Below are 25,682 nucleotides of genomic sequence, written 5' to 3' on the forward strand. Positions count from 1 at the left end.
TGTGGCCGAGTTTATATACGCTAATGTAATAGTAGACATATCGCATGAGAAGGTTGACAGACCCTTTCAGTACCGTATTCCGGACAGGCTTATCGGCAAGGTGGATGTAGGAAGTCCGGTGAACATTCCTTTTGGGCGAGGCAACAATGTCAGGAAAGGCTATGTTGTCGAACTTACCGACGAGCCTCAGTGGGAAGTGGACAGGATAAAAGAAATCATTGATATAGCCGGAGATACCGTTTCGGCTGAAGACCTTTCAATGAAGCTCGCGGCCTGGATGAAAAGACATTACGGTTCAACCATGAATGCGGCTCTCCGTACGGTTATTCCTTCGGGAAAAAAGCAGAACAGGCAGGTTCACAAATATGTTTCGCTCAGAATATCCCAGCGTGATGCGACCGAGTATTACTACGAATGTGTGAGAAAGAAGCAGACGGCAAGGGAGAGAATCATCAGGGAACTTCTCGATAATCCCGAAGACAGGATCCCTTATGAACTTGTGACAAGTAAGCTGAATGTCACTTCTGCAACATTAAAGAGCCTTTCGGATAAAGGAATCATCAGGATAGACAGTGAAGAATACTATAGAAATCCTGTTGCTGCAGAAACCACAAGGTATGGGAAAAAGACTCTAAGCGACGAACAGCAGAACATTGTTGACAGTGTTATAAGAGATTACGATGAGGGTAAACGAAAGACTTACTTGATTCACGGCATAACCGGAAGCGGAAAGACTGAAGTTTATATAGCGCTTATAGATGAGATTGTAAAAAAGGGAAAACAGGCGATAGTCCTTATTCCTGAGATAGCACTTACATATCAGACACTTATGCGCTTTTACAGGCATTTTGGAGACAGGGTATCTGTGGTAAATTCCTCTATGTCTCCGGGCGAAAAGTTTGATCAGATGGAGAGAGCAAGAACAGGGGATATAGATATAATAATAGGTCCCAGATCGGCTCTTTTTACCCCGTTCCCCAATACGGGAATCATCATAATCGATGAGGAGCATGAGACTACCTATAAGAGTGAGACGATGCCCAAATATCATGCAAGAGAGACCGCGATAGAGCTTGCAAGGCTCGTTCCGGACGGCGCCTGTGTGGTGCTCGGAAGTGCAACACCTTCTCTTGAAGCATATTACAAAGCAAAAAGCGGAGAGTACGAGCTTTTTGAACTAACTAAGAGACTAACGGGAGGAACGCTTCCTACCGTTGAGATAGCGGATCTTAGAGAAGAACTCAGAAAAGGTAACAGATCTATTTTTTCCCTGAGATTGCAGGAACTTCTGGATGACAGAATAAAAAAAGGCGAGCAGGCGATGCTCTTTATCAACAGGCGAGGGCTTGCGGGATTTGTTTCCTGCAGGTCTTGTGGTCATGTGTTTAAATGCCCTCACTGCGATGTGTCTTTGTCGGAGCACAGGGGCGGCAGGCTTGTCTGCCACTACTGCGGATATGAGGAGCCTGTAAAGAAGATATGTCCCAAGTGCGGATCCAAGTTCGTGTCTTCGTTTAGGGCAGGAACACAGCAGATTGAGGATGAGGTCAAAAAGTTCTGGCCTGATGCGAGAGTCCTTCGAATGGACGCTGATACAACGAGGACAAAAGGAAGTTATGAGAAGATTTTGTCCGCATTTGCAAATAAGGAAGCGGATGTTCTCGTGGGAACGCAGATGATAGTCAAAGGACACGATTTTCCCAATGTTACGCTTGTAGGCGTGCTAGCCGCGGATATGTCGCTCTATGCTTCGGATTACAGAGCAAGTGAGAGGACTTTCCAGCTTCTTACGCAGGCCGCAGGAAGAGCAGGAAGAGGAGACAGGGCAGGAAACGTAGTTATTCAGAGCTATCAGCCCGACCACTACAGCATTCAGACGGCGGCAAAGCAGGATTACGATGCCTTCTATGCCGAAGAAATCGCATATAGGGACATTTTGAGATATCCTCCGATCTCTCATATGATGTCGGTTCAGATCCAGAGTAGGGATGAAGAAGAGGGAATGGCTTTTTCAAATAGGCTACGAGCTCTTATGGAGCAACAGCATATTCAAAATGCTGTATTTATCGGGCCGGCGCTTGCCACAATCGGCAGGATCAACGATGTGTACAGAATCGCTGTGTACGTTAAGCTCGATGACTATGACGGCCTGATCCTTCTGAAAGATGTACTTGAGAAATACATAAAAGATTTGCAGGATTCCGGCAGGCTTAAGACTATATCGGTTCAGTTTGACTTTGACCCGGTAAATGGGTTCTGATACTATATATAAAATAGTGTTGCTGTCACCAAATAAGTCGACTTTATTACTTGGCTGAAGTGTTTTTTGCATTGTTGTCGGCAATTGCCGTATCGCTCGGTACAGCTCATTCCTCTGCTTTGCAGAATGACAATTTACTTTTCTTAAAAGGGCGAGATATTGGGGGACAGCAGTACTATTACTCAATCGCGGCGGTTGGTTCCGTCGCGTCGATTATACTCTATGGCGCTGCTTGCAGTGCTTGCGGAGTGTTCTGCAAGATGCTACGAACGCGCTCTATAGCGCAGTCTTCGTGAAAAATCCATTTTTTGACTAATGCGTAAAAAATATATCGATTTAGTCACGTTTTTTCTTGAATATATAAGGGTGTAGTGACTAATATGTTTCATAACATTTGATATAGTCAAAATTCTCTCACCTTTTCCGGTATTGAAGGTTCCAAAAGCGCAGATTTTAGCGGAAAATGTGACTAAGGAACATGAAAACGATCGAATTAGTCACTTTTTGTATTTTTTACAATGTTCGGAAAGTCTTCCATGGAAGCAGGCAGTACAAAAACAGAAGCAGGCAGTACAAACACAGAAGTAAAAAGTGCAAAACCCAAAGTAGACTCAATAAGCAAATAATAAAGGAGATTATCAAAAGAAAAATGAATACCATTATTGAAAGTGTAAACAATCGTATCGCGTTTCTGAAGCGTGTAATAAGGCGCGCAGAGAAGGAGAAAGGCTCTTTTCCGAAAGGGAGATTACGAACCAGTAGGAGTAACGGGAGAATACGGTATTATAAAGTAAGTAAAGAACGGGATACAAGCGGAGAGTATCTGCCCAAGAACGAGCAAATGTGCATGATAAGGCTTTTGGCACAAAAAGACTACAATAAGCATTTTCTTAAATCTGCTGCGGACGAATTGAAAATGCTTGAGAAAATGCTTGCAAGCTATCAAAAAAAACAATCTGAAACCGCATATGAAGACCTATCTGAAGAAAGACAAAATCTTGTTACATCATATATCCCGTCGGATGATCAAATTGCTGAAGAATGGCAGTCTAAGACATTTAAGACAAATCCATATAAAATTGAAAATAAAATATATGACACGAGAAGAGGAGAAAAAGTCAGGTCTAAATCTGAAGCTATAATCGCAGATATGCTTTTTGAAATGGGGATTCCGTATCATTACGAGTGTCCGGTTAGGCTAAGAGATGGAAAGATAAAGTATCCGGATTTTACTTTGCTTAAAAAGAGAACGGGAGAAGTTGTATATCTTGAACACTTTGGCTTTATGGATGATGAGAGCTATAGAAAAGATACTTTATGTAAGATGGATATTTACAGGGATAACGGAATATATCCCGGGAAGAATCTGCTGTTTACATATGAAACAATAGGAAATCCTCTTGATATTAAAGGAATAAGACGGATGTTGAAAGAAACTATGTTATAATGGCCGATATTAAAATGATTTGATAATAGTGTGGGTGCGTTTTATAATAACATGATGAAACTAAAATATTAGACAATCGTCTATAGTTGTTTTTCTAATAAACGTGTAAGAGGAGACCGAAATGGCACTTAGAACTATAAGAGAATACGGCGACAATGTACTTGAGAGCCGTTGTAAAGAAGTAAAAGAGATCACGCCCAGGATAAAAGAGCTTGTGCAGGACATGATCGACACCATGTATGATGCAAACGGTGTAGGACTTGCCGCTCCGCAGGTTGGAATACTTAAAAGAGTATTTGTTATAGATGTATCTCCTGAGGGTGATTCACCGATAGTATTTATCAATCCCGAGATACTTGAGACAAGCGGAGAGCAGACGGGATATGAGGGATGCCTTTCACTTCCCGGAAAATCAGGAATCGTAACAAGACCTAATTATGTAAAGGCTAAGGCAATCAATCTTGAAGGTGAAGAGTTTATTATAGAAGGCGAAGAGCTCATGGCCAGAGCGATTCTTCACGAAAACGATCACCTTGACGGACATATGTATGTTGAAAAAGTTGAGGGCGAGCTTGTAGATAACGAAAATCTCATGGCTGAAAATGAGGATGCGTAAATATGAAAATAATTTTTATGGGTACGCCTGATTTTGCGGCGAGCGCTTTGGAAAAAATAGTTGAAGCGGGGCATGAGATAACTCTGGTGGTTACACAGCCCGATAAGCCAAAGGGCAGAAGCGGCGAACTTCAGGTTTCGGATGTTAAGGCATGTGCTCTGAAACATGGTTTCCCTGTGTTTCAGCCTGAAAGAATAAAGCTTCCCGAAAATGTTGCTTATTTAAAAAACTATGAGGCTGACATATACGTTGTTGCAGCTTTCGGACAGATTCTTTCTCAGGAAATCCTTGATATTCCTAAGTTTGGATGCGTCAATATTCATGCATCGCTCCTTCCCAAGTACAGAGGAGCTGCGCCTATCCAGCAGGCAATTATTGACGGCGAGAAAACAACGGGCGTCACGATCATGCAGATGGCAGCAGGCATGGACACAGGCGATATTCTCCTTCAGAGGGAAATACCTATTGGCGACAATGAAACGGGTGGCGGTCTGTTTGATAAGTTGTCGGAACTTGGCGCGGAGCTTATCGTAGAGGCGCTTCCCAAGATAGAGCGAGGCGAGCTTACACCTGTTCCGCAGGATGAAAAACTCGCGACAAAGTGTGGAAAACTTTCCAAGAACATGGGAAAAATAGATTTTAATAAGAGCGCGGCGGATATAAGGAATCTTGTAAGAGGCCTTAATCCCTGGCCCAGTGCATTTACCCGTCTTGACGGCAAGATGCTCAAGATTTGGACCGCTGACGCTATTGATGATAAGAATGTAAAAGAAATTGCGGGAAATGCCGAAGTTATGAAGAATGCTGAGCCAGGAACAGTTTCTTTTGTCACAAAAGAAGTTATCGGCGTTGCAACGGGAAAGGGAACTTTGGTTTTAAAGGAAGTTCAGCTTGAAGGTAAAAAGAGGATGCTTGTGAAAGATTTTTTGCTTGGAAATAAAGTAGAGATCGGGACAAGTTTCCAGATGCGTTGATAATATGATTTAATAAGAATTAGTCTATATGATCTGAGCAAAGCATTTATGGTAGACGGCAGATTTTTACTGTAGTAGATGCAATGCATAGTGATAGGATGATGGTATACCGGAATCGGAGGTGAGTTAAATGGGTTACGGTTATGGAAGAATGATGTACGGATATGGATTTGATCCAATGTATTTTCTTGTGATAATAATGGGTATTTTGTGCCTTATCGCAAGTCACAGGGTTTCATCCGTTTATAAAAAATATGAGAGAATCCGCAGTATGTGTAACATGACAGGAGCACAGGTTGCTGCTGAGATACTTAGAAGAAACGGGATCACCGATGTTATGATACAGCACGTCAGTGGTAATCTTACAGATCATTACGATCCGAAGGCGAAAGTTATCCGTCTTTCGGATGCGACATACAATTCTCCGAGTGTTGCGGCAATAGGCGTTGCTGCGCATGAGTGCGGCCACGTTTGCCAGCATTATTACGGCTACGTACCTCTTAAGATAAGGACAGCTATAGTTCCTGCTGCCAATATCGGCTCAAAGGCAGGAATCCCACTTATTTTCCTTGGTATGTTGGTAAGCTTTTCTCCGCTTATCACAATAGGAATATGGGTATTTTCATTAGCTGTTTTGTTCCAGCTTGTGACACTTCCCGTAGAGTTTGACGCTTCTCACAGAGCACTTGTAATGCTTGAAGAGTACGGTATTCTCGGCTACGAGGAAGTTAAGGATTCAAGAAAAGTTCTTTCAGCTGCTGCAATGACATATGTTGCTAGTGCAGCGGCAGCAGTAGTACAGCTTCTTAGACTTATTCTCTTGAACGGCAGAAGGAGAGACTGATAAATGAATTTTACGGATAATAAAGTGAAAGTTACAGTGATCGAGAGCCATTGCCCCAAGTATAAAGAGGGTGATGTGATCTGCTTCGAAGGAAGTCTGCTTGATAAAGAGAAGAGCGACAATGTGTGCATGGTTGCGATGAATGCAATTTATCCCTTTGTCTATGCTTTCAGAAGAGGCGGAAATCTCAGACCGGGTCCTTACCAGTGCACAGACTGCGGTGAGACGGTCAAATTTATGATAGAGAGTGTTGAGTAAAGTATACGAGGAGTGTTATCTTAGTGCGAGATAGCACTCTTTTTGAATGGAAAGAGTTGCAATTCACTACGTTACCCTGCTAAAATATATTTTATGTTGTTTTAACAGGGAGGTAGGGGGAATGATTGGCTTATATCTAAGCGGAACAGGCAATTCTAAGCACTGTGTGGAAAAGTTTGTGCAGTTACTTGATGAAAACGGCAGGACTTTTCCAATTGAAAATCCACAAGTTATTGAAGAAATTAAAAATGAGACGGATATTGTTGTGGGCTATCCTACGCAATTTTCCAATGCACCGCTTATGGTGAGAGATTTTATCAGGAATAACAGCACCATTTGGGAAGGTAAAAGAATCTTTTGCATAAATACCATGGGTGCTTTTAGCGGCGACGGTACAGGTTGCACCGCAAGATTGTTTAAGATTTACGGAGCTACGGTGACAGGCGGATTGCAGATCAAGATGCCTGATTCTGTTTGTGACAGCAAGCTCTTGAAAAAGACAGAAGAGGCAAATAAGAAGATAGTTAAACAGGCTGATGAAAAGATTGAAGCATGGGTAGCGAAGATCAAGAGCGGAAAGTACCCGAAAGAGGGACTTGGATTTTGCGATCATATTGCAGGTTTGTTCGGCCAGCGCTTGTGGTTTTACGGAAAGACTTTAAAGTATTCGGATAAATTAAAAATAAGTGATGCATGCGTGGGATGTGGACTTTGCGTCAATGAATGTCCAATGGACAATCTTGTGCAGCAATCAGGCGGTAAACCGGTGCCGCAGGGCAAGTGCACCATTTGCTACAGATGTATCAGTCATTGCCCTGCGCAGGCAATTACACTTCTGGGAAACAGGGTTGTTGAGCAGACTACATTTGAGAAGTTCAACGTCGGCTAAAAGTAGAAACATGTTATTGAGACAGCAACACTAATGAAACAAAAGACAGCAGTAGGAAAAGAGGAGACAGTCATGGGAAGCGTAATTCTTGAAGCAAAATCAGTAACAAAGAAATTTGACGAACGAAATGTACTTAACGAAGTCAGTCTTTCTGTTGAAAAAGGCCATTTTATCGCGGCTTTGGGGCATAGCGGCTCCGGAAAGTCGACACTTTTAAATGTTCTTTCAACGATTCTTACGCCTTCAAGCGGAGAAGTTTTTTATAACGGAAAAAATATTACCCGATTTTCAAAGGGAGAGATAGCAAACTTAAGAAGAGACAAGATAGGCTTTGTTTTCCAGCACTATATGCTTCTTCCGAATCTCACTGTAAGAGAGAATATTTTCCTTGGAGCGGAGAAAAGAGATGTTTATGAACATGATAAAACTGATATGAGTGAAATTGAGAAACTAAGCGCACTTCTTGGAATAGATAAGTATCTTGACGAGTACCCATATAAGCTTTCGGGAGGCGAACAACAGAGAGTATGCATTGCAAGAGCTGTTGCAAAAAATCCTGAGATCTTGTTCTGCGATGAAGCAACGGGAGCGCTTGATAAGGATAACAGCATCAATATCGTTAAGCTCCTTCATGAGATAAAAAAGAAATTCGGAACCACGATCTTTTTTACCACACATAACAGAGAAATAGCAAAGACAGCCGACAGGGTGCTGGTGCTCGAAGACGGAAATATCATAAACGATTATATGAACGATGAGATCATTGAGCCTGACGCGATGGCATGGGGGATTTGAGCACAATGAAATTATTATATAAGCATATTAAAAAAGATTTTTTGGCAAAAAAAACAATGATGGCGATTCTGTCGTTGTTTTTAATCGGTACATCCTTTCTACATTACTTTGTTCACTTTTCTGTTGATAAAAACTTAAAGATATACAGAAACCTTGATCAATCGGCTCTTGCCGAGAACGAGCTCAAGTTTATTAACGCGCTTGAGATCAATAAAGTTCTGATTCGAAATATGTCATCTGCGATGATTGTTGTATTTCTTTTGATACTATTTCTTTTTTTGACAAATACCATAAAGAAGAATCAGGCAAAGGTGGGACTCTTGCAGTCGCTTGGATTTACAACCTGGGATATAGCAAGACATACTTTCACTTTATTGAGTGTAGTGTCTTGGATTACTGCTCTGATAGGAGCTTTTACCGGATTTTTCGGCTCAAGCATACTTATTTCCGCATATAAGAAGACCTACATGGTGGAGTCTCTTTCAAAGGGTATAAGCTTTGCGGCTTTCATTTATCCATTTGCATGGGCGTCGTTTATAGATATCGTGACCCTTATTGCATATGCATTATCCGCTAACAAGGAAGCCGCACTCCTTATGAAAAAAGCTGACAGCTCAGCGGGTAAACCCGGATTTGTCGAGAAGTTCATCGGATTCTTCAAGATGAAAGGCGGATATAAGTACAAGCTTACTTTGAAGAATATAAGTGAGTTATTGCTTCTTGTCACTGCGATTGTTACGTTTGGAATCATGTTTGTTCTTAGCGTATCACTTCTTCTAAGTAGCAGAGAGATTATGGGATCGCAGCGCGAAGGAAGAGAATACAGCTATGTGACTGAGTATGATGAGGTAAGAAATGTCGAGGAAAGTACTGCAGATGAAGGAAACACAGATACAGTACCACCTGACAGCGCCGGTGATATTTCGTATTATCTCAGATATAATGCAGCAATCGATCATGACGGCGAAAAGATATCCTACAACATCATAGGCACCGACAGCAATAATGAGCTCTTTTCCCTATATGATAAAAAGCACAATAAAATCGATCTTTCAAACGAACCGGGCGTTGTTCTTAATCCTGAACTTGCCGAGAACTATGGCATTAAAGTCGGAGACAAATTAAGTATCGAGGTTAATGGAAAAGCAGTTGAAATCGAAGCGACGAATCTCGCAAGAAATGCCGGCATAAAGAGCATGTACATTTCAAAAGAAAAACTTGCCGCGTTAATGGATGTTGATAATGCAGCATACAACGGTGTTTGGTCAAATGCTCCATTGGATGAGAGCGCAAGCACTCTCTATGAAGATAAGATGGAGGCGCTTTCAAGAGATCAGACTTCCAACAAAGCGAGCGCGATAATAAACCAGAGCATCGGCGTTGCAACAGGGTGCCTGCTTATCTTCCTTGCGATATTTATAGGACTGTCCGGAAACACGGAGAGCATCCTGATTTTTGACCTGCTTGGATATGACAATAAGAAGATAAACAGTATACTTCTTGATCCGTACCTGATCGTATCGAATATAATCTTTTTCCTATCGATTCCGATTTGCATATATGCGGCGAGAAAAATACAGATAAATACGTCATTTGCAACAGGCGATTACATGCCGTTTCAGGTTTCAGGTTTTACGATTGTCTATATGTTTGTTATATTAAACTTGATCTGTTTCCTTGTAAGAGCAGTCTTTACAAGAAAGATCAAAAAGATAATCGAGGGAGAAAAGCAAGCGGAGTACTTGTCTGAATGGTGATCGCATATGCAGGTATATGTTATAAATGCGCTAAATGAATTAAGTGATGCTGAATTTGAATGCGCTTTGTCCAAGATAGATCCTGAGCAGAAAGACAGGATAATGAGATTTCATTTCATTGAGGATAAAAAAAGAGCTCTCGCAGGAATTCTTTTATCCAAATATGCGATAGCTAAGGCGTTTGGAATTTCTTCAGATGAGATAAGAGTGGAAAAGAATAAGTACGGAAAGCCTCATGTAGTCGGAAAAAGAGGTGTTCATTTCAATATCTCACATTCGGGAGACTATGTGGTATGCGCGGTCGCCGGTAGCCCTGTCGGAATCGATGTGCAGGAGCATAAGAGTGGAAGTCTTGATATAGCCGACAGATTCTTTTCACAGGAAGAAAAAGATGCGCTTAAAAAAGCTCCGGATTCAGATATTGCAAAGAGAAAGCTCTTTTACGACATGTGGAGTCTTAAAGAGGCGTACATAAAATGTATCGGGATGGGATTGTCCAAGCCGCTTGATAAGTTTGGAATCGTAAAAAAAGATGGAGAGTACATACTTTGTGAAAATGGTGAAGAATCCGGTGAATATCATTTTATGAGATATGAATTTGAAGGAAATTACAGTCTCTGTGTTTGTTCGAAGGAGGCTGGGATTCCGGAAATGTATACGGAAGTATCGTATAAAGAAATTTCTTTGTAAAAATTCAGGCGGGCACGTAAAGGTGTCCGCCTGAAAAGTTTATTTCAGATACTTCTGCGCAATATGATACGAAAAATTGAACCTTCTAAGTCCCGTATATTTTTTCTCATCATCAAATTTGTAATCTTTGCGGCCGTCCTTGTAGTCATATATTAAGACTTCATTTCCTTCAAGCGCCGGAACCGCATCGTAAGAAAGAAACCACTTTATATATGAGGCGTCGGGAGACTGCACGTTTATTGACGGGCCTGTCGCTTCAATGTCGTATTTGGCAATCCTGTATTCCGGATTACTGTAGATAAATATCAAAAACGCAATTGTTATCGTCACCATTCCGGCTCTGAATACAGGGAAGTTTTTGATGTACATGCTTGCAATAAGAAAGGCGAGCCAGAAGCACAGTACGGCAAGGAACCAGAGCACGAAAAGTCTAAGGAATGTCAGGTGATAAACGCCGATGTAGAGTATCATTCTCATTGCTGAAGATGCGATCATTATATATGTGCATCCGGCTATGGCTGTAAGCAGGGCTGTAAGTACCTTTGATTCTTTGAAAAAGGTCTGGCAGACCGATACCATAACGATGTTAATGATACAAACGGTCAAAAGCTGGTAGAAACCTTCGTGCGCATATTCTGCATAAGTATATCCTTCGGGAAGAGCGACGCTTCCGCTAAAAAGATAAAGAAGCTGAATAATACAGAACAGAACATAAACAGCGCCGATGATGCCTGTGAATGTAATGGCAATTACAGGATTCTTTGTGCCGAGGTCATTGATCTTTATTTTCAGTTCTTTTGCAATCATCGAAGTGATGATGGTATACGAACTCCAGAAGACAAAAACTGCAGTAAAGACCATCATTATCGTATGATAGATTTCTTCAGTGATGCTGAAATCGATATTTATGGTTGTCAGTACATCTTTAAAAACCATATCCGCAGAGCAAAGGAGAGGAACAATCACAAGAAGCATAGGCACTGCGATGGCAATTCCGATGAGTACCGCACGGATAGTTTTCTTTTTCTCACTTGTGTCAACATCGTTGTTCTTGAGCTTGACATGTGCAACAAAGTCTGAGAACGGGCGTGAAAAGTGCTCAAAAGGTTTTATGACGGTTGAAAAAAGACCTATGAGCCACTCACCGATACTGAATCCTGTCGTGTCTACATAAAGATAGATTATGTAGCTGAAGAACAGCATGAAGATAGCGGTTCTTTCCCAAAAAGCCAATGTGAAACTGGTTGTAAGGCATCTGTGAACGGAAAGAAGCATCAGGGAAACTACGTAAAAGATTCCGAGTCCTTTTTTTCCGTTACAGTCGGCTATCAGTGAGAGGCCGTCTTTTCCCCTTACAAGTTTGAGTATTATCAGAGCGCAGAGCATAAATACGGGGTATGTTATGCTTGAGTGGTTATTATACAGACAGATGCTGTATATTAAGCCGAATATAGCGGATAATATTCCGTATTTTTTAAAATGTTCAGCGCTTTCTTTTTGAACGGCAGCAGCTTGAATCGCAAAATGATTTAAGGGCTGTTGCATGGCTCCGACAGGGGTGTAATTGCCTGTTTGTCCATTATATTCATATCCGTTATTGTTATTCTGCGGCATCTGATTATTTTGTGTTTCCATACTTTTATTCCTCCTGAGAGTCAACGTATTCAAGGATATCTCCCGGTTGACAATCCAAAGCTTTACAAATTGCATCAAGGGTCTCGAGCCTGACGGCCTTCGCCTTATTGTTTTTTAGGATAGAAAGATTAGCCAGGGTGATACCGACTTTGCCGGCGAGCTCGGTCAGTCCCATTTTTCTCTTTGCCATCATTACATCTAAGTTAATTACAATCATATTCTCACCTGCCCCGTTAAATGGTTAAATCGTTTTCCTGCTTGTATCTCACGGCCCTGTCAAAGACCCTTGCCAAGACTTTACTGAACAGTCCGGCGAAAAGAAATACACCTGCGATAACCACTGCTGCCGGGGTGAAGTATACGAAACATCTAAGAAGCTTGATCCCTGTTATGATAAAAGCGTAAGTTCCCATGCGGTACAGGCTTTTTACATTCGCATCAACAAAACAGTTGTCATCGGTTACTGTTTTCATCATCTTTCGAAGTTCGTACAAAATGAGAAGAGCAGCACTGCCCGCGATCATGATAGAAACCAGCGCGTATCCGAAGTGATCGTTGATCGCACTGTATTCTGTGCTTTCACCTAAAGTGTAGACTGCCAGCTTAACTGCATGCTTTAGGAAAAAAGGAACTGTGACAATGACCACAAGCCCGAAATAAAAGCAAAGATCCAAGATGGCTTTAACGAAATTATTTAATCTACTATCCATGTTATCCTCCAATTGTTTCACCAAGTACTTGTATAATTTTTTTATAACACGTTCTTTTTTGATTTGCAATATTTTTTTATTGAGAAACAATAAAAGTTTTTTGAAAGTCGAGAAAAATGAGACGGGATTTGTAAAGCGGGATTCTTAATAAGAGCCCACCGTGAGCCGTTTTGGATATATAATAATTACATGGCGAAAGCTAATTTTTTTGATGAAGGAAAGAGAAATGAAACTGATATTTATTAGGCACGGTGATCCGGACTATGAGATTGACGGGCTCACCGAGAAGGGGCAGAGAGAGGCGCAGTTCCTTGCCGGGTACATAAAGAATTACAACATCGATGAGATCTATATGTCGCCTCTTGGAAGGGCGCAGAAAACTGCGGAGTATTCGCTTAAGGCACTAGGAAAAGAGGCGGTTACTTATGACTGGTTAAAAGAGTTCTCGGCTCAGTTCGATCCGAATCTTTCAGAGAGTGCAAGGCAGGCTTATAAAACCGAGCTTAAGACAGATCCTGCGACAGGCAAATACGAGACGAGGATTTTGTGGGATATGCTTCCGTCGTATTATGGCGCTCATCCGGAGCTTTTTGACAAAGATGCGTGGAGAAATGCCGAACCTGTTATATACAGCGACATGTGTAAGGTGTATGATTATGTAGTTTCGTCTTTTGATGAATTCTTGCGTAGGCAAGGGTATGAGAAAGACGGACTGATATTTAAGATAAATGAGAGTAATGACAAAGTTATAGCTTTTTTCTGCCACTATGGCATTACGTCTGTTCTTCTGTCATATCTATGGAATGTCTCACCTTTTGTTCCACTTCAGTTTATTGCACTTGCACCGACTTCGGTTACGATCGTCGCTTCCGAGGAGCGCGAAAAGGGGATAGGAACGTTCAGAACAATAGGCATGGGAGACATTACTCATCTTAATATCGCGGGGGAAGAACCTTCTTTTTCTGCAAGGTTCTGCGAAAGATACGAAAATAAAAATGAGAGGCACTGATAAATGGTGAATATTAGGGAGATAGTACTTAACATCCTGATGGAGTACGACAAGGACGGCGGCAGGAAAACTACGCTTTTAAAGGATGCGCTTGAAAAATACGATTATCTTGAAACAAGAGACAAAGCGTTTATCAAAAGAGTGGTTGAGGGCTGTCTTGAGAGAAATATACAGATAGACTACGTTATAGATTCTTTTTCCAAGACAGAGGTAAAAAAGATGCAGCCTCTGATAAGAAGTCTTATAAGAATGGGAACGTACCAGATAATGTTTATGGACAGCATTCCCGACAGCGCAGCATGTAACGAGGCGGTTAAACTTGCGCAGAAGCATAAGTTCGCGGGACTCAAGGGTTTTGTGAACGGCGTTCTCAGAAATATTTCAAGGAATAAAGAAAACATTTCATATCCGGATAAAACGCAGAACGGGGGAGCAGACTATCTTTCGGTGCTCTATTCGGTTCCTGTCTGGCTTTGCAAGATGTGGCTTACTGAGTACGGCTTTGAAAGAACCGAAGAAATGCTCAAGTTCTTCCTTGAACCTCGCCCCACAGCCATCAGATGCACAGTGGACCCCAGGGACGGGGTTAGTGGATCATCAGATATGGAAATTGCAACGGAAAATGCCAATAAGCTCAAGAAAGAGCTTGAGGATGCTGGAGTTGTTGTAAAAGAGAATCCGATCCTGCCATATGCTCTTGAACTTGAGAAGACTGATAACATTAAGTATCTTCCCGGATATGCGGAAGGAAGATTTGCGGTTCAGGACGTAAGTTCCATGCTTGTGACTGAGATTGCCGGTATTTTAAAAGGACATACAGTCATTGATGTATGTGCCGCTCCCGGTGGAAAGAGCATGCACGCGGCGCAGAAAGTCGGCGCGGACGGAAAGGTCTTTTCCCGAGACGTATCGGTGTCCAAGAAAGAGCTTATTGCAGAGAACGCCGCCAGACTTGGACTTGATAACATCACGATAGAGGTCGTCGATGCCAAAATTCATGATGATAACATGAAGAGAAATGCTGATTATCTCTATCTCGACGTTCCTTGCTCCGGACTTGGGATCATAGGAAGAAAGAGCGATATCAAGCATAATATCAAAAAAGAAAAACTGACCGAACTTACCAAACTTCAGTGGGACATCGTAAAGTCTTGCTGGGACTATGTTAAGGTCGGCGGAACGCTAATGTATTCTACATGTACGGTGAACAAGGCCGAGAATGAGCAGATGGTAAAAAGAATCTGCACCGAGCTTCCGTTTGAACCCGTGGATATCACAGATGTACTTCCTAAGTACATCATTGAAAATGATAAATATAACATAAAAGATACCGCAAAGAAGGGCTACATACAGCTCCTTCCCGGAGAATTCGGAACAGACGGGTTCTTTATTGCAAAGCTTAAAAGAGTAGTGAAATAAAAAAGATAATTAAAGTGTCGGTTTACAGGATCAGTCCTGGCCGGCTTCATTTGCCGCAACTCCATATAGAAGCCGAAAAAGGAAAATGCATCTCATAAGGAAGAATGTGCAAGCAATGACCTTAAGTACGAGACGCTTTTAAAAATCTATTTTGGCGGCGGGGAAGATAAGGCAGTAACAATACGCAATATTGAAGTTTTTGAGAATCAGGTAAAAGATGAATTGCAGATTTTTAGGATATATAAGGAGAATCTTGAAAAAGTAATAGATGAAAAAGATCATATAAATTTCTATCTCACGGTTACTTTCGGGATAGATACATGCGAGACGTATCTCAAGTGGTGTACCAAGGCAAAGAAGTTACTGAAATGACATAATAAGGCGGAAGGCGGATTGAATAATGAAGAAAAGAGATAAGCTTGTAATTGTTGCTTTTTCTGTTTTTACTTTGGCAGCAGGTTTTATAGGAAGAGCTGTAGATATGGTACTGACAGAGCAGCCTGAAGGGCAGTCTTTGGGAATGCTGATATGGTTAATACTTCCGCTTCTTATATCTGTGATCATCAGATTGACCAATAAGGGGTACTTCGAGCCTGTTGGGTTCAAAATGAACTTTGGCCGGAATGCAAAAATCTATGCTATTTCACTTCTTATTTTTCCGTTGATTTCAATTGTATGTACAAGAACAGCATATCAGTTTAATCAGACTATAGTTGGTGGATTTAACAGATCGCTTGTAGGTGTTGTTGTGGCCGGGGCTGTTCTCAAGAACCTAGTAGAAGAAATAACCTGGCGCGGCAATATGGTTCCTTTTTTTGAAAAAACAGAGTGGAACGATTATTTGATATATCTTTCAACAGGACTTATCTGGGGATGTTGGCATATCCCGTATTATCTTTACTTTGTCGGACTGGATGGCGATATGAAATTAAAAACAATACTTTCGGGAATCGTGATTATGCTTATGTGGACACCGCTGTTTGTTGAAGTAAGAAGAGCTACTAGATCATTTATTCCTGCGTATTTATTGCATATGACCGAGGAACTTTCATATTCGCTTATCTTTGTGCCTGCAGGGAAATTTAAATTAAATAAGACTTATGATATATTTATGAATCCTGTAAGCGGTATTATTCCTTTGGCGTTTATACTGGTGCTGGGATTGATACTCAGAAACCGCAGAGTTTGCAGAGGTGAGGTGTTATGCCAGGAGTAGAGAAGAATTGTTTGACGATGCTATAAGTTGATGGTAGTATAATAAAAGAAAAGGTGCTACCGGTAGACGGTTAGTCCTGATTCGTGATAAGTTATTTTGATAACCGCTCAGTCTGGCAGGACGATGGGCGGTTATTTTTGTGTCTTGGAATCATGCTTTCCATGCATATAACCAAGACTATAAAAAGTCGCACACAGCGCAAGCACTGCGATAAGGTCAGTGATGGTGAGCATACGCAAGTTCCTCCAACAAAGATTTCTCATGAGAGATTTCTATGATTAACGGAGGTCACAGTCCTCCGATTGAAGGACTAACCGCCTACCGTAATTACTGGTAGCACCAAAATAAGATTATATAGAACGAATGTTTGATAGTCAATGGAAAGAATTATGAACGATTACATTTTAGGAAAAGATAACAGAATAGACATAAAATCCCTAAACTTCGATGAACTTACGGCTTTTGTAAAGGAAATCGGTGAGCCGGCATTTAGGGCAAAGCAGCTCTATGACTGGATGCATGTAAAGAGAGCAAGAAACTATGATGAGATGAAGAATATTCCGAAGTCTCTTAAAGAGAAGCTCGAGCAGAAGTGCAGTTATACATGCCTTGAGGTTGTGCAGGTGCAGGAATCGCAGATTGACGGCACCAAGAAGTTTCTCTTTGGACTTTACGACGGCAACGTTATCGAGAGTGTTTTCATGAAATACAAATTCGGCAACAGCGTCTGCGTATCATCTCAGGTTGGATGCAGGATGGGATGCAGGTTCTGCGCGTCTACAATTGACGGCGTGGTGCGAAATCTTTTGCCCTCGGAGATCCTTGATCAGATATACGCGATAGCATGTTATACAGGGGAAAAGATATCCAGAGTCGTTGTCATGGGTAGCGGAGAGCCGCTTGATAACTATGATAATCTGCTTAAGTTCATTGAGCTTCTTTCAGATGAGCACGGAATGAATCTCGGACAGCGCAATCTTACGGTATCCACATGCGGCATCGTGCCTAAAATTTTGGAGCTTGCGGAAAAGAAATTGTCCATAAATCTGGCGCTTTCTCTTCATGCATCCAATAACGACAAGCGAAAAGAGCTAATGCCCATAGCAAACAAGTACGAGATTCATGAGGTTCTGAACGCCTGCAAGACCTATTTTGACAAGACCGGAAGACAGCTTACTTTTGAGTATTCGCTTGTTGCCGGAGTTAACGATTCGGATGAGGATGCGGCTGAACTATCTACGCTCTTGTCGGGGCTTAACTGCGTTGTAAACCTTATTCCCGTGAATCCGATAAAAGAAAGAGATTTCAAACCTACCGACCGTTCTCATGCGGTTAAGTTTAAGGAAAAGCTTGAAAAGAGCAGGATAAATGCGACAATTCGAAGAGAGATGGGCAGGGACATAGACGGAGCCTGTGGCCAGCTCAGAAGAAGATATGTCGGTGAAAAATAGAAAAATGCCTGAGCATTGTTAAGCGACAGCGCTCAGGCATTTGCTTTTTATCCCTTGAAATCAATTGTGGTGCCGATGGTGCGCTCGGAAGCGGCCATGATCTTGTTTGATGAGCTGTTGTAAGAGTAGGTCTGTACTTTGGAAAGAAGCTCTTCCATTGAATCAGCTTCAAACATAACATATTTCTCGTCATTGACTTCATCAATATCATTATCCGATTCACTCTTATCAGGTTCAGCTTTTTCGGCTTTTTTGTCTTTTGCTTTCTGAATGCGATCTTCGCGGGCTTCTTTTTCGGCTTCTTTCTTTTCCTTTGCTTTCTCAGCTTTCTTTTCTGCGGCCTTCTTCTCGATACGCTTCTTCTGCAGATCCAGAGAGTCACCAACTGTAGCAAAGAAATTCTCTTTTCCGTTTGAATCGACGGACATTCCGAAATTCTTTATATTTGCGCCGCTGCTTGTAAGGCCCATCTTTGCCTGTAACATTTTTGCCTGAGATGAAGCGATGATGCCTTCATATTTCTTGCGGAAATTCTCGTCTGTAGCCATTCGCTCGAGTTTTTCTTCATCTATAAGAACCACCATTTTGTTGGCATTGCCGTACGCAGCAGCATTCTGCTGAACCTGCGCTTTCATATCCTTACTGACGGTAATGAATTCCATGTTGTGATATTTGGCTTTGAGTTTATCAAGGTAATCTTTAGCCTTGTCCGAAAGTTCAACGTTGCCGATAGTCATGCCGTAATCGGTCATAGATGGAACAAGTGAACTCTTTGTATCTATCGGGCTCCATGACTTGGTTTCAACTTTAGACGACTGAGTATTTTTCGCTGAGCTTGTCTGATTGCTTTTATTTGTATAAGAAGTTTTATTGATTTCTGAGCTTCCTCCGGATGAGGAAATACTGTTAATTCCTGACATATTCTTTTTACCTCCTTGTAAAAAACGCTCCGGTAAATTGTCATAAAACATAGAGCGTATCAGTGCTGACATCCGTTTCAAATACAATGAGCGAATACTTACCCATTTCTTATTTTTATTATCGACGGAAGCGTTTTGTATATGAAGAGAAAAAGTATAAAATAAATATAAAAATTACCTTGTTCATAAAATATCTGAATGTTATATTCAAGAATAAATAGAGATAAGAAAAATACACAATGGGAGTGTTTATCAATGGTCGGAAACTACAAAGTAGTCACATTATGCGGCAGCACACGTTTTAAGAGCGAGTTTATGGAAGCTCAGAAGAAACTGACATTGGATGGAAAAATCGTTATCAGCGTAGGGCTTTTTGGTCATTCAGGTGATAAAGAAGTCTGGGAGAGCATGGACGAGGGAACGCTTACAAAGACAAAAGAAATGCTTGATGATATGCATAAGAGAAAGATAGATATGGCTGATGAGATTTTTGTGATAAATGTCGGAGGTTATATCGGAGACAGCACAAGATCTGAGATTGAATATGCAAAGAGACATGGGAAGACCATTTCATATCTGGAAGGAGAAAAAATATGACAGAAATCGAAGCAATCAAGGCCAGACATTCGGTTAGAAGTTATAAGCCGCAGATGATCGAGCCGGAGAAAATCATACAGCTAAGAGCCAAAGTGAGTGAGCTCAATGCTGAGAGCGGACTTCATTTGCAGTTTATTGAAGATGCGGGAAGAATATATAATAATCTGATAAACAGAGCAAGGGGACTTGGTTCGGCACCGAGCGTTATCGCATGTGTCGGCAGAGCTTCGGATGACCTGGAACAAAAGATTGGTTACTATGGCGAGAAACTGGTTCTTTTTGCACAGAGTTTAGGACTTAACACATGCTGGACAGGGGGCTTTAATCATAAGACCATATCTGCCGAAGTTGCTCCCGATGAAAAACTTGTTATAGCTATCGCAATAGGTTATGGCAAGGATCAGGGGAAAGTTAGAAAATCCAAGACTTTTGAGCAGGTGGTTGAGGCAGCAGGTGAGCGTCCGGATTGGTTTAATCAAGGCGTTGAGATGGCTCTTTTGGCTCCCACTGCAATAAATCAGCAGAAGTTCGTGATAAAATTTGCAGATGGTGAAAAAGTTGAATTTATTGACAAGGGCGGCCCTTTCAGCAAGGTGGATATCGGCATCGTGAAGTGCCATTTTGAGATCGGTTCGGGGAGAAAGTTCTGATTATTTCTGGGGTTGACGAAATATCGAAACTTAAAAAAAATCCGATTATGAGTTAGAATAGAATTCAAGTGATTGGAAAGAAAAGGAAAGGAGTAATGGTCATTTTCGGATGACCATGATAACAGGGGAATGGACAAGAAAAAGATAGCAACAATAGTGGAGATAGTACCGATAGTATCGGCAGTTTTGAATTTTATCTTTTTATATGCTTTTGAGGACTCAAACTTTATAAGAGCAATCAATTCAATTACAATGTTTTTTGCATTTTTTGGCTTTGTGTTCTTTTTTGTGGGACGTTCATTGGGAAAAGGCGACAAGACTGTAAAGATCTTAGGTATATTTGATATATTTGCGACGGTATCGGTTATAGCGATATATATTTTGGCATTTCTTGCGATGGCAATGTAAAAGTGATCGCGGTCGATACATAAAAATGGGGATATAAAGGCATTTGATGACTAAAATATGAAAAGATTGCAAATACAATATCAAACACTTATAATTGCTAAAGACTATAAAGTTGGTTATAATTAGGAGTGAAATGAGCAGGGATGTTTATAGCGCCTGTAAACTACTTTGCAGGAAGCTTTTGGAGGAGAAAGTGTAGTACCTGCTTATTTTGTGTGTGTATGATGAAAAAGGGTTTGTGGAGGATGTTGGTTTGTTGAAGACTTTTTCCGTGACGGATATTGGAAAGAAGCGAAAGCTTAATCAGGATTATATCTTTTCCTCAGACAGAAAAATCGGTAATCTTTCCAATGTGTTTATTGTTGCGGACGGCATGGGAGGTCACAATGCAGGTGACTATGCGTCCAGGTATACGGTTGACACAATGGTAGAAGAGATAGAGAAGTCTTTTGAACAGAGTCCTGTTAAAATTCTGGAGAACGCGATTAAGATAGCGAATCGCAACCTTAGAGAAAAAGCGGCAGAAAACCCGTCGCTCTTTGGTATGGGAACAACGGTTGTCGCATGTACGGTTATCGGCAGGTATTTGCAAGTAGCGAATGTCGGTGACAGCAGGCTCTACGTCATCAATGATAAAATCACCCAGATAACAAGAGACCATTCCCTTGTGGAAGAGATGGTCAGAATGGGCGGAATTGATAGAGAAACTGCTCGGACACATCTTGATAAAAATATTATCACGAGGGCAATCGGTGCCACGGAAACTGTAGACATCGATTTTTTTACAGTGGAACTTAATCGAGGGGATATCGTCCTTATGTGTTCGGACGGTCTCACGAATATGCTTGAAGATGAAGAAATCCGCATGATTGTCAGCGGTCAGCGAGACATTATTGAGAAGGCCCAGAAGCTGGTTGTCGCGGCAAATAATAACGGAGGCAAGGATAATATAGCAGTTATCCTGATAGAACCCTTTGCCGATGAACCCACTCGCGATGGAGGACTGAATGATTAAAATAGGTATGGTGATCGGAGATCGCTACGAGGTGCTTGAGAAGATCGGCACCGGCGGAATGTCCGATGTTTATAAAGCAAAAGATCATAAACTTAATCGTCTTGTTGCGGTAAAAATACTGAAACAGGAATTTTCCGAGAACGAGAATTTTGTAGCAAAGTTTCGTGTTGAGGCGCAGTCAACAGCGGGGCTTATGCATCCTAACATTGTAAACGTATATGATGTTGGTGACGAGGACGGTATCAACTATATCGTCATGGAACTTGTAGACGGAATCACTCTCAAAAAATATATTGAGAAAAAGGTCAGACTCTCTGTAAAAGAGGCTGTCAGCATTGCCATACAGGTTGCCATGGGTCTTGAGGCTGCACATAATAACAATATTATTCACAGAGATATCAAGCCTCAGAACATTATGATCTCCAAAGACGGTAAGGTTAAGGTTACCGACTTTGGTATTGCAAAAGCAGCTACAAGTAACACCATCACCTCAAATGTTATGGGATCGGTGCATTATACTTCTCCCGAGCAGGCAAGAGGCGGATACAGCGATGCCAAGAGTGATATTTACTCACTTGGTATCACGCTTTTTGAGATGCTTACCGGAAGAGTTCCTTTTAACGGGGACACTACCGTTGCAATAGCTATTAAGCATATTCAGGAGGAACTTCCCACACCGACGGACTTTAATGAAGAAATTCCTATCAGTGTGGAAAAGATTGTTCTTAAATGTTGTCAAAAGAGTCCTGACAGAAGATATCAGAATGCAGCTGAGCTTATTCAGGATCTTAAGAAGTCACTTATTACACCTGACAAGGATTTTGTATCCATGGTAGATCCCGATGAGGACGGCGTAACCAGAGTTGCGTCCGATGAGGAGGTGAGGCATGTGAAGAATAGAGATCCACGTATGCCTGAACCTGAGCAGATGAGGCTCAAACGCGATGTTGTCAGAGAATATGAACAGGATGACTATGACGATTATGATAGAGAAATAAGAAAATACGGCAGAGATTATGAAGACGACGATGCCGATGAAGAAGAGGAAGATTATTATTACCGCGAAGAGCATGACAGAAGACGCAGAGGAACAATGCAGGAAGATGGTAAGATTGAGAGAATCACATCTTCAATAGCCATTGTGATGGCGGTAATAGTTGCTCTTGTTGTTGTCTTGCTTGTTGCCAGAGGAATCGGACTTTTCGGAACGATTGAGTCTAACGAAGGCTCCTCAGGTGCAAGTGATGCTAAGGTTACAGCCGAGGACAGCGACAAGGGAAAAGTTCCCGATGTAGTTGGAAAGACATATGCAGAGGCAAAGTCATTGCTTGAAGATGACAGAGGCTATAAGGTAAAAAAAGAAGCCGATAAAGATAACACACAGCCCAACAATACCGTTGTATCAACATCACCTGCGGCCGGTGAGAAGCTTGATAAAGGCTCTACGATCACTGTGTATGTAAGTAACGGTTCAAAATATAAGGGAAAAGCAGATGCATCATCTGATGCTTCTTCAATGGAAGGTGAGATAGAAGTTCCGGATCTTGTCGGACTTGAGACAGATGAAGCTATGGCTGTGTTGGTAGAAGCAGGACTTGAACTTGGAACAGCCAAGGATGTGAAGAATTCCGATCCTAAACTTATGGATAAGGTTTGCAGACAGATTCCCGAAGCCGGAAAGAAGGTCAAGGAAGGAACTGTTGTGCACATAGAGGTATCTACAGGCCCCGGAGAAGTTTCATATTCATTTAAGGAGAGCTTACCTTTACCTGAAGGTGGAAAATATCCTTATAATCCCGGAGATAAAGTACATATATCCATTACTTCTTCTGATGGTGCGGTACTTCGCGAGTTTGATACAACTTCATTCCCGTATCCTGTTGAGATTACCGGAATTAAAACACCTACGGGTGTTGTAAGTTATACATATTACGTATCAGTACCTGCACAAGAACCCGATGCAGGCTATGTTCCGGAGCGGGTTGATGTTCAAATGCGAGCTCAGTTTACACAGGAGACCCATTAATGCAGGGAAAGATAATTAAAGGAATTGCCGGCTTTTACTACATAGAAACTCATGATGAGAAAATCTATGAATGTAAAGCAAAGGGCATCTTTAGAAAAGATAATGTAAAACCGCTGGTTGGCGATAACGTCATGATAGACATTATCGACGAAGAGAATAAAAAGGGGAATATCACAGAGATACTTCCCCGCAAGAACCGGCTTTTAAGACCGCCTGTTGCCAATGTGGATCAGGCGGTTATTTTGTTTGCCATAGTTAAGCCTGATCCCAATTACAATCTGCTTGATCGCTTTCTTATCATGATGAGGCAGCAGAACCTTCCCGTGATTATCTGCTTCAACAAGCAGGACATTGCGACGCAGGAAGAGCAGCAGGAACTTTATAATGCATATGAGAAGTGTGGATACAAAGTTCTTTTTATAAGTGTAAAAGAGGAAAAGGGGCTTGATGAGTTAAAAGAGCTCCTTCGCGGAAAGACCACAACTCTTGCGGGACCAAGCGGAGTCGGAAAATCTTCGCTTTTAAATAAGCTCGTACCTGATGCTCTTATGCAGACGGGAGAACTTAGTCGTAAGATAGACAGAGGAAAAAATACAACAAGACATTCGGAGCTCTTTTACGTAAGTGAGTTGTCGCAGGGCGACGAAGAGACCTATCTTTTCGATACTCCGGGATTTACTTCACTTAACTTAAATGATGTCACGACAGACAATCTTATGCAGTACTATCCTGAATTTGAGGAGTATGAGCCCGAGTGCAGATTCGGTGGCTGCTCGCATATTGCAGAGCCGGACTGCGGAGTAAAAAATGCGCTCAGCGAAGGGAAAATCTCTGCGGTTCGCTACGAAAATTACAAGATAATATATGAGGATTTAAAGAACGCAAGGCCGGATTACAGCAAAAAAGCAAGACGCTGACTTTTGCGCTTGATAATTAAGAAGCATGACATTTTAAATGAAATTGCAGAAATCCGCATCAATGGAGAATACAAGATGAAGATATACGTTACAAGACACGGACAGACAGATTACAACAAAAAAGAACTGATGCAGGGAAGAATTGATATTCCTCTCAATGAGACAGGAATGGAGCAGGCACGCGCAACCAAAGCCAAGATCGGCGATGTTAAGTTTGACGCGGTATATGCAAGCCCGCTTACTAGAGCGGTTCAGACTGCATCGATAATAGGAGATACAGATCCTTCGGAAATTATAAAGGATGAACGTATCATAGAGGCGGACTTTGGAAAATATGACGGAGTAAACTATTACAAAGTTGCACTTCCAATGACTGCATACTGGACGATTCCCGAAATCTTTCCCGCACCGTCGGGAGTCGAAAAGGTAAAAGACATGGTCGATCGCACCAAATCTTTCCTCACAGAACTTGAGCAAAAAGATTATGAAAACGTACTCGTTGTCTGCCACGGCGGAATCATTCGTCCAATCCGCGGCTATTTTGAAAACTCAAAACGCGGCTACATCTGGCGTCCCCGTCCCAAGAACTGCGAAATCTTTGTTTACGAATCTAAGGACGGCGTTCACCGCCTGATTAAGGACATCATCTAGTATATCGTTAAATAACCGGACTAAATTTTGGCAAGTATACTGCGAATAAGGGCAGTTATTTTGAAAAACGATGTAATTGATGGTTTTACTATTTTTGATTTACAACATGTTTGGATTGTGTGATAATACTTTTGTGAATGTTTGTGAAGAATTAAAAATTAATATTCACAAAGATGATTAATGTGCCTGTGTTTGACACATTTGCTATGTAAAAAAATATGTTACAACAACGTATTGGAGGTTATAGTGAGTAGAATCGGGGATTGCAGAAGAAAGATTGAAGAGATCAGAGAAGATATCAGAGCAATGAGGGAGAAACAGACAGTTATCGACGGATATATCAGACAGATTGAGACCCAGAAAGATACACTTGATGGAATAGATTTAAGCAGAGCAGGCGAGTGGATTGGCGTTAACGAGCAGAACGCAGTTAAGGCTAAGAACGTCTGCGTTTTTAGAATGGACGGAGCAAAGGGCGAGTGTACGCGGCTTAGAAGTGCCATAGATAAGATGATAAGAGAAGCCGAG

Annotated in this window: 26 protein-coding genes and 1 pseudogene; 23 read left to right on the forward strand and 4 right to left on the reverse strand. The window is 41.6% G+C overall.

What is annotated here, in order from left to right:
• Position 1: 1 nt before the first annotated feature.
• The 10 genes from priA (at position 2) to DL92_RS0111050 (ending at position 10,530) form a co-directional block, all read left to right on the forward strand.
• Positions 2-2,260 carry a replication restart helicase PriA gene (gene priA, locus DL92_RS0111000; RefSeq protein WP_242845855.1) on the forward strand — a complete coding sequence of 753 codons (2,259 nt, stop codon included), beginning with the start codon at positions 2-4 and terminating at the stop codon, positions 2,258-2,260.
• Positions 2,261-2,909: 649 nt separating this feature from the next.
• Complete coding sequence (locus tag DL92_RS0111010; RefSeq protein ID WP_026667730.1) at positions 2,910-3,707, forward strand: PDDEXK family nuclease; 798 nt, start codon at positions 2,910-2,912, stop codon at positions 3,705-3,707.
• A 121-nt stretch (positions 3,708-3,828) separates the two neighbouring features.
• Complete coding sequence (def, locus tag DL92_RS0111015; protein WP_026667731.1) at positions 3,829-4,323, forward strand: peptide deformylase; 495 nt, start codon at positions 3,829-3,831, stop codon at positions 4,321-4,323.
• A gap of 2 nt (positions 4,324-4,325) precedes the next feature.
• Positions 4,326-5,297, forward strand: coding sequence for a methionyl-tRNA formyltransferase (fmt, locus tag DL92_RS0111020; RefSeq protein ID WP_026667732.1), 972 nt, complete (start codon positions 4,326-4,328; stop codon positions 5,295-5,297).
• Positions 5,298-5,427: 130 nt separating this feature from the next.
• Positions 5,428-6,141: a zinc metallopeptidase gene (locus DL92_RS0111025; RefSeq protein ID WP_026655466.1), complete on the forward strand. Its 714-nt coding sequence runs from the start codon at positions 5,428-5,430 to the stop codon at positions 6,139-6,141.
• Between the two features lie 3 nt (positions 6,142-6,144).
• Positions 6,145-6,399 (forward strand): TIGR04076 family protein, encoded by a 255-nt coding sequence (locus DL92_RS0111030; protein WP_026655465.1) that lies wholly within the window; start codon positions 6,145-6,147, stop codon positions 6,397-6,399.
• A gap of 121 nt (positions 6,400-6,520) precedes the next feature.
• The gene (locus DL92_RS0111035; protein ID WP_026667733.1) at positions 6,521-7,288 is read left to right on the forward strand and encodes an EFR1 family ferrodoxin; all 768 of its coding nucleotides are present in this window, start codon (positions 6,521-6,523) and stop codon (positions 7,286-7,288) included.
• Positions 7,289-7,321: 33 nt separating this feature from the next.
• The gene (locus DL92_RS0111040; RefSeq protein WP_242845856.1) at positions 7,322-8,083 is read left to right on the forward strand and encodes an ABC transporter ATP-binding protein; all 762 of its coding nucleotides are present in this window, start codon (positions 7,322-7,324) and stop codon (positions 8,081-8,083) included.
• A gap of 5 nt (positions 8,084-8,088) precedes the next feature.
• On the forward strand, positions 8,089-9,840 hold the full coding sequence (locus tag DL92_RS0111045) for an FtsX-like permease family protein (protein ID WP_026667735.1): 1,752 nt from the start codon (positions 8,089-8,091) through the stop codon (positions 9,838-9,840).
• 6 nt (positions 9,841-9,846) lie between these two features.
• Entirely contained in the window at positions 9,847-10,530 is a 684-nt protein-coding gene (locus DL92_RS0111050; RefSeq protein ID WP_026667736.1) for a 4'-phosphopantetheinyl transferase family protein, read from the forward strand.
• 39 nt (positions 10,531-10,569) lie between these two features.
• On the opposite strand, the gene DL92_RS0111055 is transcribed toward DL92_RS0111050, so the two are convergent.
• The 3 genes from DL92_RS0111055 to DL92_RS0111065 are packed head-to-tail and all read right to left on the reverse strand — an operon-like array spanning position 10,570 to position 12,875.
• The gene (locus tag DL92_RS0111055) at positions 10,570-12,165 is read right to left on the reverse strand and encodes a DUF4153 domain-containing protein (protein ID WP_026667737.1); all 1,596 of its coding nucleotides are present in this window, start codon (positions 12,163-12,165) and stop codon (positions 10,570-10,572) included.
• A 4-nt stretch (positions 12,166-12,169) separates the two neighbouring features.
• Positions 12,170-12,382: a helix-turn-helix domain-containing protein gene (locus DL92_RS0111060; RefSeq protein ID WP_026655458.1), complete on the reverse strand. Its 213-nt coding sequence runs from the start codon at positions 12,380-12,382 to the stop codon at positions 12,170-12,172.
• Between the two features lie 16 nt (positions 12,383-12,398).
• Positions 12,399-12,875, reverse strand: a complete 477-nt coding sequence (locus DL92_RS0111065; RefSeq protein ID WP_026667738.1) for a DUF2975 domain-containing protein — start codon at positions 12,873-12,875, stop codon at positions 12,399-12,401.
• 226 nt (positions 12,876-13,101) lie between these two features.
• On the opposite strand from DL92_RS0111065, the gene DL92_RS0111070 reads away from it, so the two are divergent.
• The 5 genes and pseudogenes from DL92_RS0111070 (at position 13,102) to rlmN (ending at position 17,970) form a co-directional block, all read left to right on the forward strand.
• On the forward strand, positions 13,102-13,884 hold the full coding sequence (locus DL92_RS0111070) for a histidine phosphatase family protein (RefSeq protein WP_026667739.1): 783 nt from the start codon (positions 13,102-13,104) through the stop codon (positions 13,882-13,884).
• 3 nt (positions 13,885-13,887) lie between these two features.
• Positions 13,888-15,303: a 16S rRNA (cytosine(967)-C(5))-methyltransferase RsmB gene (gene rsmB, locus DL92_RS0111075; RefSeq protein WP_026667740.1), complete on the forward strand. Its 1,416-nt coding sequence runs from the start codon at positions 13,888-13,890 to the stop codon at positions 15,301-15,303.
• A gap of 135 nt (positions 15,304-15,438) precedes the next feature.
• Positions 15,439-15,675, forward strand: a pseudogene (locus tag DL92_RS21860) (hypothetical protein); the annotation flags it as partial.
• 28 nt (positions 15,676-15,703) lie between these two features.
• Entirely contained in the window at positions 15,704-16,519 is an 816-nt protein-coding gene (locus tag DL92_RS0111080; RefSeq protein ID WP_026667741.1) for a CPBP family intramembrane glutamic endopeptidase, read from the forward strand.
• A 389-nt stretch (positions 16,520-16,908) separates the two neighbouring features.
• The gene (rlmN, locus tag DL92_RS0111090; protein ID WP_034468973.1) at positions 16,909-17,970 is read left to right on the forward strand and encodes a dual-specificity RNA methyltransferase RlmN; all 1,062 of its coding nucleotides are present in this window, start codon (positions 16,909-16,911) and stop codon (positions 17,968-17,970) included.
• 47 nt (positions 17,971-18,017) lie between these two features.
• Here rlmN and DL92_RS0111095 read toward each other — a convergent pair whose 3' ends face one another.
• On the reverse strand, positions 18,018-18,890 hold the full coding sequence (locus tag DL92_RS0111095; protein WP_051625310.1) for a DUF6033 family protein: 873 nt from the start codon (positions 18,888-18,890) through the stop codon (positions 18,018-18,020).
• A gap of 255 nt (positions 18,891-19,145) precedes the next feature.
• Between DL92_RS0111095 and DL92_RS0111100 the strand changes: the two genes are divergently transcribed.
• The 8 genes from DL92_RS0111100 to DL92_RS0111135 form a co-directional block, all read left to right on the forward strand.
• The gene (locus DL92_RS0111100; RefSeq protein WP_026667744.1) at positions 19,146-19,487 is read left to right on the forward strand and encodes a hypothetical protein; all 342 of its coding nucleotides are present in this window, start codon (positions 19,146-19,148) and stop codon (positions 19,485-19,487) included.
• Positions 19,484-20,137: a nitroreductase family protein gene (locus tag DL92_RS0111105; protein ID WP_026667745.1), complete on the forward strand. Its 654-nt coding sequence runs from the start codon at positions 19,484-19,486 to the stop codon at positions 20,135-20,137. Before DL92_RS0111100 ends, DL92_RS0111105 begins: the two co-directional genes overlap by 4 nt.
• Positions 20,138-20,266: 129 nt before the next feature.
• Positions 20,267-20,545, forward strand: coding sequence for a hypothetical protein (locus tag DL92_RS0111110; protein ID WP_026655448.1), 279 nt, complete (start codon positions 20,267-20,269; stop codon positions 20,543-20,545).
• Between the two features lie 256 nt (positions 20,546-20,801).
• Positions 20,802-21,560, forward strand: coding sequence for a Stp1/IreP family PP2C-type Ser/Thr phosphatase (locus tag DL92_RS0111115; RefSeq protein WP_026655447.1), 759 nt, complete (start codon positions 20,802-20,804; stop codon positions 21,558-21,560).
• The gene (pknB, locus tag DL92_RS19040) at positions 21,553-23,586 is read left to right on the forward strand and encodes a Stk1 family PASTA domain-containing Ser/Thr kinase (RefSeq protein WP_051625311.1); all 2,034 of its coding nucleotides are present in this window, start codon (positions 21,553-21,555) and stop codon (positions 23,584-23,586) included. The genes DL92_RS0111115 and pknB overlap by 8 nt, the downstream gene beginning before the upstream one ends.
• Complete coding sequence (gene rsgA / locus DL92_RS0111125; protein WP_026667746.1) at positions 23,586-24,503, forward strand: ribosome small subunit-dependent GTPase A; 918 nt, start codon at positions 23,586-23,588, stop codon at positions 24,501-24,503. The genes pknB and rsgA overlap by 1 nt, the downstream gene beginning before the upstream one ends.
• Before the next feature lie 75 nt (positions 24,504-24,578).
• On the forward strand, positions 24,579-25,154 hold the full coding sequence (locus tag DL92_RS0111130; RefSeq protein ID WP_026667747.1) for a histidine phosphatase family protein: 576 nt from the start codon (positions 24,579-24,581) through the stop codon (positions 25,152-25,154).
• A 246-nt stretch (positions 25,155-25,400) separates the two neighbouring features.
• Positions 25,401-25,682, forward strand: a 282-nt coding sequence (locus DL92_RS0111135; RefSeq protein WP_026667748.1) for a hypothetical protein, incomplete at its 3' end; no start/stop codon positions are given.

This window comes from Butyrivibrio sp. AE2005, from assembly GCF_000686965.1.
In the GTDB taxonomy this organism is placed as follows: domain Bacteria; phylum Bacillota; class Clostridia; order Lachnospirales; family Lachnospiraceae; genus Butyrivibrio; species Butyrivibrio hungatei_A.

What these genes read in the sequence shown, in the direction of transcription:
- DL92_RS0111010 (WP_026667730.1), top strand. Translation starts at nt 2,910, where the DNA reads ATGAATACCATTATTGAAAGTGTAAACAATCGTATCGCGTTTCTGAAG.
- def (WP_026667731.1), top strand. Translation starts at nt 3,829, where the DNA reads ATGGCACTTAGAACTATAAGAGAATACGGCGACAATGTACTTGAGAGC.
- fmt (WP_026667732.1), top strand. Translation starts at nt 4,326, where the DNA reads ATGAAAATAATTTTTATGGGTACGCCTGATTTTGCGGCGAGCGCTTTG.
- DL92_RS0111025 (WP_026655466.1), top strand. Translation starts at nt 5,428, where the DNA reads ATGGGTTACGGTTATGGAAGAATGATGTACGGATATGGATTTGATCCA.
- DL92_RS0111030 (WP_026655465.1), top strand. Translation starts at nt 6,145, where the DNA reads ATGAATTTTACGGATAATAAAGTGAAAGTTACAGTGATCGAGAGCCAT.
- DL92_RS0111035 (WP_026667733.1), top strand. Translation starts at nt 6,521, where the DNA reads ATGATTGGCTTATATCTAAGCGGAACAGGCAATTCTAAGCACTGTGTG.
- DL92_RS0111040 (WP_242845856.1), top strand. Translation starts at nt 7,322, where the DNA reads ATGAAACAAAAGACAGCAGTAGGAAAAGAGGAGACAGTCATGGGAAGC.
- DL92_RS0111045 (WP_026667735.1), top strand. Translation starts at nt 8,089, where the DNA reads ATGAAATTATTATATAAGCATATTAAAAAAGATTTTTTGGCAAAAAAA.
- DL92_RS0111050 (WP_026667736.1), top strand. Translation starts at nt 9,847, where the DNA reads ATGCAGGTATATGTTATAAATGCGCTAAATGAATTAAGTGATGCTGAA.
- DL92_RS0111055 (WP_026667737.1), bottom strand. Translation starts at nt 12,165, where the DNA reads ATGGAAACACAAAATAATCAGATGCCGCAGAATAACAATAACGGATAT.
- DL92_RS0111060 (WP_026655458.1), bottom strand. Translation starts at nt 12,382, where the DNA reads ATGATTGTAATTAACTTAGATGTAATGATGGCAAAGAGAAAAATGGGA.
- DL92_RS0111065 (WP_026667738.1), bottom strand. Translation starts at nt 12,875, where the DNA reads ATGGATAGTAGATTAAATAATTTCGTTAAAGCCATCTTGGATCTTTGC.
- DL92_RS0111070 (WP_026667739.1), top strand. Translation starts at nt 13,102, where the DNA reads ATGAAACTGATATTTATTAGGCACGGTGATCCGGACTATGAGATTGAC.
- rsmB (WP_026667740.1), top strand. Translation starts at nt 13,888, where the DNA reads ATGGTGAATATTAGGGAGATAGTACTTAACATCCTGATGGAGTACGAC.
- DL92_RS0111080 (WP_026667741.1), top strand. Translation starts at nt 15,704, where the DNA reads ATGAAGAAAAGAGATAAGCTTGTAATTGTTGCTTTTTCTGTTTTTACT.
- rlmN (WP_034468973.1), top strand. Translation starts at nt 16,909, where the DNA reads ATGAACGATTACATTTTAGGAAAAGATAACAGAATAGACATAAAATCC.
- DL92_RS0111095 (WP_051625310.1), bottom strand. Translation starts at nt 18,890, where the DNA reads ATGTCAGGAATTAACAGTATTTCCTCATCCGGAGGAAGCTCAGAAATC.
- DL92_RS0111100 (WP_026667744.1), top strand. Translation starts at nt 19,146, where the DNA reads ATGGTCGGAAACTACAAAGTAGTCACATTATGCGGCAGCACACGTTTT.
- DL92_RS0111105 (WP_026667745.1), top strand. Translation starts at nt 19,484, where the DNA reads ATGACAGAAATCGAAGCAATCAAGGCCAGACATTCGGTTAGAAGTTAT.
- DL92_RS0111110 (WP_026655448.1), top strand. Translation starts at nt 20,267, where the DNA reads ATGGACAAGAAAAAGATAGCAACAATAGTGGAGATAGTACCGATAGTA.
- pknB (WP_051625311.1), top strand. Translation starts at nt 21,553, where the DNA reads ATGATTAAAATAGGTATGGTGATCGGAGATCGCTACGAGGTGCTTGAG.
- rsgA (WP_026667746.1), top strand. Translation starts at nt 23,586, where the DNA reads ATGCAGGGAAAGATAATTAAAGGAATTGCCGGCTTTTACTACATAGAA.
- DL92_RS0111130 (WP_026667747.1), top strand. Translation starts at nt 24,579, where the DNA reads ATGAAGATATACGTTACAAGACACGGACAGACAGATTACAACAAAAAA.